We start from the raw sequence: 5,458 nt of genomic DNA on the forward strand, positions 1-5,458 counted from the left end.
CCCTCTGGGAGGGGGTCGCGGGCCGTTCGTCGTTCACGACCTGGGCTCCGGCGGGACGGATGCCCCGGTGCTCAGGCGAGCGGGCCGCCCGTGCCGTCGTCGCGGCGCTTGAGGTAGCGCTCGAACTCACGCGCGATGGCCTCACCGCTCGCCTCGGGCAGCTCGGCCGTGTCCTTGGCCTCCTCGAGCTGGTGGACGTACTCCGCGATCTCCTCGTCCTCGGCCGCGAGCTCGTCGACGCCCGCCTGCCACGCCTCGGCCTCCTCCGGGAGGTCGCCCAGAGGGATCGGGTCGGACAGCAGCTCCTCGACCCGGGACAGGATCGCGATCGTGGCCTTGGGCGACGGTGGGTTCGCGACGTAGTGCGGCACCGCCGCCCACAACGACACGGACTGCATGCCCCGCTCCGCGGCGGCGTGCTGGAGGACGCCCACGATCCCGGTCGGCCCCTCGTAGGAGTTGGGCTCGACGTCGAGGACCGCGCGCAGCCCTGCGCTCTCGGACGTCGCGGTCATGGGGATGGGGCGCGTGTGGGGGACGTCGGCGAGCAGCGCCCCCAACGTCACGACCGTGGTCACGCCCTCCCGCTCCGCGAGGTCCAGCAGCTCGCGGCAGTACCGGCGCCAGCGCATCGAGGGCTCGATGCCGTGGACCAGCAGGACGCGGCGCCCGCTGCCCGGGACGGTCGCGGACACGATCGTCGTCGCGGGCCACGTGATCTCGCGGCGGCCGTTCTCGTCGGTGCCGACGACCGGGCGGATGACCTGGAAGTCGTGGTACTCCTCGGGGTCCAGCTCCGCGAGGTCCTGGGCGTCCCAGAGGTCGTGCAGGTGCAGCAGGGCCGCGGTCGCGGCACTGCCGGCGTCGTTCCATCCCTCGAAAGCGGCGAGCATGACCGTCTGGCGGTGCTCGGCCGGCTCGGCCGGGAGTGTCGGCTCGGGCAGGTCGGCCGGGTCGAGCGGTTCCCTGGTCTCGTTCATCGTCCCAGCCTAGGACGCGGAAGGTCCGGCGGCCGACGCCGCGGTCGGTGTGTGCGCGTCGCCGGCCGCCGCCGGGAGGCGTGCGCGAGTCGTGGGAGGACTGCCAGCTAGGGTGGCAGGACGGTCACGAACCGTTCCCCGAAGCATGGAGTACTCGTTGAACCCCCTGGAATCACCCGATCTCGCACGCCCCGACACGGCCTCCCGTGAGGCGCTGGTCCTCCCGCAGGCCGTCCTGTGGGACATGGACGGCACCCTGGTCGACACCGAGCCCTACTGGATCGCCGCCGAGCACGAGCTCGTCGAGGCCCACGGGGGCACGTGGTCGCACGAGCAGGCGATGCAGATGGTGGGCAACGCGCTGCCGGAGTCGGCGCGCGTCCTGCAGGCCGCCGGGGTCGACCTGGCGTCGGAGCAGATCATCGACTTCCTCATCTCACGCGTGATCGAGCAGGTGCGGGTCGAGGTCCCGTGGCAGCCGGGGGCACTGGCGCTGCTCGCCGAGCTGAGCGAGCGCGGCGTGCCGTGCGCGCTCGTGACGATGTCCTACCGCGCCCTGGCCGAGCCGGTCGTCGAGCTGGCGCCGCCCGGGTCGTTCGTGACGCTCGTGTGCGGTGACGACGTCACGCACGGCAAGCCGCACCCCGAGCCGTACCTGCTCGCCGCCGAGCGCTTGGGCGTGGACGTGACGCGCTGCGTCGCGATCGAGGACTCGCCCACGGGTATCGCCTCGGCCCGGGCGGCGGGGGCGGCGACGCTGGGCGTCGAGGCGGTCGTGCCCGTCCCGGTGCTGCCCGGGCTCAGCCGGACACCGTCGCTGGCCCGCCTGGACGTCGACGGGCTCGCGCGCATCCTCGCGGGCGACGTGATCGACCTGTTCCAGGACTGACGCCGAGGCGCGGAGGACGCGGGGGCTGGGCCGACCGGGCGACGCGTCCTACGACGCCACGGCCTCCGGCGCGATGCCGAGGGCGAGCTCGACCGCGCCGTCGGGGATCTCCGGAGGCGTCCCGCCGAACTGCGGGCACACGGCCTGGTACGCGCACCACCCGCACAGCGGGGTGCGGCGCGGGGTCCACTGCCCGGTGCGCGCGGCCTGCGTGATGGTCGACCAGAGCGTGCGCACCTGCTCCTCGACCGCGAGGAGGTCCGCCTCCTGCGGCTCGGCGCGCAGCACCTGGCCGTCACCCAGGTAGACGAGCTGGAGCATCTTGGGGATCTCGCCCCGCTCGCGCCACAGCACGAGGCCGTAGAAGCGCATCTGGAACAGGGCCGAGCCCTGGTACTGCGGCCGGGGCGACTTGCCCGTCTTGTAGTCCACGACCCGCATCGCCCCGTTCGGGGCGACGTCGAGCCGGTCCACGATGCCGCGCAGCAGCGGGCCGTCCTCGAGCTGGGTCTCGACGAACATCTCGCGCTCGGCGGGCTCGAGGCGGTTGGGGTCCTCGAGCGTGAAGTACGTGCCCAGGAGGTTCCCCGCGCCGTCGAGCCAGGACTGCACCCCGCCGTCGGCGGGGGTTTCGGGATCGGCACCCGCGCCAGCCGAGCCCGCAGCCCCAGCAGCGGCGCCCGCGAACAGCTCCGCGTACCGCGGCTCGGCCTCCTGCAGCCGCTCCCACTCGCCCGGCAGCATGGCCTGCGCGGCCGCGAGGGTGCGCTCGCCCAGCGGGGCGTCGTACAGGCGCTCGAGCACCGAGTGGACCAGGGTGCCGCGCGCCGCGGCGGCGCTGGGGGGCTCGGGCAGCTTGTCGATCACCCGGAAGCGGAAGAGCAGAGGGCACTGCATGAAGTCGTTGGCGCGCGACGGCGAGAGGGCCGGCCGGCGGCGCTCGCGGGGTGCGTGGCCCAGGAGCTCGGCGGTCTCGACGGACTCGAGCGGCTCCGCGGCGTCGGCAGGCCTCGCAGGCACGACGGGCCCGGCGGGCTCGCCAGGAGTGGGGCCGGAACCGGCGAGGTCGGGGGCGAGGGACGTCATGCGTCGAGCCTACGTGTCGACTCCCACACGCCCACCACGCTCCACAGCCCGGGTCCGGCCCAGGTGCCCGACATAGGGTGTCGACGTGGAGACCACACCGGCACCGGCACGTCGCGCCCCCCGAGACCCGCAGCTCACGAAGGGCTGGACCATCGGTCGGGTGTCGGGCGCACCCGTCATCCTGACCCCGTCCTGGTTCCTGGCCGCGGCCGTGCTGACGTTCCTGTTCGTCCCCACCGTGCGCAGCTTCGCGCCGCACCTCGGCAGCAGCGAGGTCTACCTGGTCTCGTTCGTCTTCGTGCTGCTGCTGTTCGTCTCGGTGTTCCTGCACGAGGTCGCGCACGCCGTGGTCGCGAAGGCTCGGGGGCACCAGGTCACCGAGCTCGCCGTGACCCTGTGGGGCGGGCACACCGCGTACTCGGGTGCATCGAAGCGCCCGCTCGACGGGATCCTCGTCTCGGTCGTCGGCCCGCTCACGAACCTCCTCCTCGCAGCCGTGTGCTGGCTCGTCTTCCAGGTGCAGCCGACCATGACGATCCCCGCCCTGCTGCTGTACGCGGCGGCGTTCTCGAACGCGTTCGTGGGGATCTTCAACCTCCTGCCCGGCCTGCCGCTCGACGGCGGCCAGATCCTCGAGTCCGCGGTCTGGGCCGCGACGGGGTCCCGGACCACGGGCACGATCGTCGCGGGCTGGGTCGGGCGCGTCGTCGCCGTCGGGGTCGTGCTCTGGGCGCTCGCGTGGCCGCCGCTCAACGGGTATCAGGTGTCCTTGTTCACGGTCGCGTGGGCCGCGCTGATCGGCGCCTTCCTGTGGTCGGGTGCCGGGGCGGCGATCAAGAACGGGCGCACGCGCGCAGCTGTCGCGGACCTGTCGGTCGCGGCGCTCGCGTACCCGGCCGTCGCGGTGCCCGTGACCAGCACGGTGGCCGACGCCGTCGTGTCGGCCCAGCGCGCCGGCGCCGGCCACGTCGTGCTCGTCGAGGCGGACGGCCACCCCGTGGCCTTCGCGGACCCCGTGGCCGTCGCCGCGGTGCCCCCGGCGCAGGCGCCGCTGACCCCGGTCGGGGCGGTCGCCGTCGGGCTGCCTCCCACCGCGTGGGTCGACGTGCACCTGCGGGGCCAGGCCATGCTCGACGCCGTGGCCGCGGTGACCCGCGACGCGCCCGTGGTCGTCGTGACCGACGGCGGGCGCGTCGTCGGGCTCCTGGACGTCACGCGCGTCGTGGCGGCGCTCAAGGGGACCCGCGGGCGCTGACCCGTCTCCTGGCCGCGTCCACGGCGCGGGCGGGGCACGCCGCCCCGCCCGACTAGGATGGTCGCCCGTGACCCACGACCCCGCGCACGACGCCTCCGCCCTGCCCGTCCCGGCCGACGACGCCGCCACGCCGGCACCCACGCCGACCGGCGCCGACGTGCGGCGCGGACCGCTGCGCCTGGGGGACAAGGTCCAGCTCACCGACCCGCGCGGACGCCTGCACACCATCACGCTCGCGACGGGCGCCACGTTCCACACGCACCGCGGCTACCTCGCGCACGAGGACCTCGTCGGGCTGCCCGAGGGGTCGGTCGTGCGCAACACCGCGGGCATCGAGTACCTCGCGCTGCGCCCGCTGCTCGCCGACTACGTGCTCTCGATGCCGCGCGGCGCGGCCGTGGTCTACCCCAAGGACGCGGGCCAGATCGTCGCGATGGCCGACATCTACCCCGGCGCACGCGTCGTCGAGGCGGGCGTGGGCTCGGGCGCGCTGACCATGTCGCTGCTGCGTGCCGTCGGCGACCAGGGCAGGGTCCACTCGATCGAGCGCCGTGAGGACTTCGCGGCGATCGCGCGCGGGAACGTCGAGCTGTTCTTCGGCGGGGAGCACCCCGCGTGGGAGCTGTCCGTCGGCGACCTGTCCGACGTCCTGCCGCAGGTCGCGGAGAAGGGCTCGGTCGACCGCGTCGTGCTCGACATGCTCGCGCCGTGGGAGAACCTCGACGCCGTGGCGGACGCACTCGCGCCCGGCGGGGTCCTCATCTGCTACGTCGCGACCGCGACCCAGCTCTCCCGCCTCGCCGAGGACCTGCGCTCCGACGGCCGGTACGCCGAACCCTCGGCGTGGGAGTCGCTCGTGCGCGGCTGGCACCTCGAGGGGCTCGCGGTCCGCCCGCAGCACCGCATGGTCGGGCACACAGGATTCCTGCTCACGGCGCGCAGGCTCGCGGACGGCACGGTCGCGCCCCTGCGCAAGCGACGCCCTGCGAAGGGGTCCTACCCGGTGGCCGAGGAGTGGACGCCCGAGGACCTGGGCGAGCGGTCGGTCTCCGACAAGCGCGTGCGCCGCGTGCGCCGCGACGTCGGCCAGGGCCCCCAGCTCGACCCGCGCACGGGCCAGCCGCTCGAGCCGGGGGACGCCCCCGGCGGGGGAGCCCGCCCCCGCGCGGACCCCCCCCGCACGGCCGCGGACCCCCCCGCCGGTTGGGGCGCCCGCGACAAACAGGTATGAACAGCCCGGACACCCCC

Annotated in this window: 5 protein-coding genes; 3 read left to right on the plus strand and 2 right to left on the minus strand. The window is 74.6% G+C overall.

What is annotated here, in order from left to right; all coding sequences use genetic code 11:
* Positions 1–71 precede the first annotated feature (71 nt).
* Positions 72–980: a PAC2 family protein gene (locus ACFRCR_RS02300; protein WP_138824580.1), complete on the minus strand. Its 909-nt coding sequence runs from the start codon at positions 978–980 to the stop codon at positions 72–74.
* A gap of 145 nt (positions 981–1,125) precedes the next feature.
* Between ACFRCR_RS02300 and ACFRCR_RS02305 the strand changes: the two genes are divergently transcribed.
* The gene (locus ACFRCR_RS02305; protein WP_377675190.1) at positions 1,126–1,869 is read left to right on the plus strand and encodes an HAD family hydrolase; all 744 of its coding nucleotides are present in this window, start codon (positions 1,126–1,128) and stop codon (positions 1,867–1,869) included.
* A gap of 48 nt (positions 1,870–1,917) precedes the next feature.
* On the opposite strand, the gene ACFRCR_RS02310 is transcribed toward ACFRCR_RS02305, so the two are convergent.
* Positions 1,918–2,955, minus strand: coding sequence for a RecB family exonuclease (locus ACFRCR_RS02310; RefSeq protein ID WP_377675193.1), 1,038 nt, complete (start codon positions 2,953–2,955; stop codon positions 1,918–1,920).
* Positions 2,956–3,040: 85 nt separating this feature from the next.
* On the opposite strand from ACFRCR_RS02310, the gene ACFRCR_RS02315 reads away from it, so the two are divergent.
* A complete protein-coding gene (locus ACFRCR_RS02315) occupies positions 3,041–4,210 on the plus strand; it encodes a site-2 protease family protein (RefSeq protein ID WP_377675196.1) in 1,170 nt (389 codons plus the stop codon).
* 100 nt (positions 4,211–4,310) lie between these two features.
* On the plus strand, positions 4,311–5,441 hold the full coding sequence (locus ACFRCR_RS02320) for a tRNA (adenine-N1)-methyltransferase (RefSeq protein ID WP_377675244.1): 1,131 nt from the start codon (positions 4,311–4,313) through the stop codon (positions 5,439–5,441).
* Positions 5,442–5,458 lie beyond the last annotated feature (17 nt).

Origin of the sequence: Oerskovia sp. NPDC056781, from assembly GCF_042789955.1 — a bacterium.
Classification (GTDB): domain Bacteria; phylum Actinomycetota; class Actinomycetes; order Actinomycetales; family Cellulomonadaceae; genus Oerskovia; species Oerskovia rustica.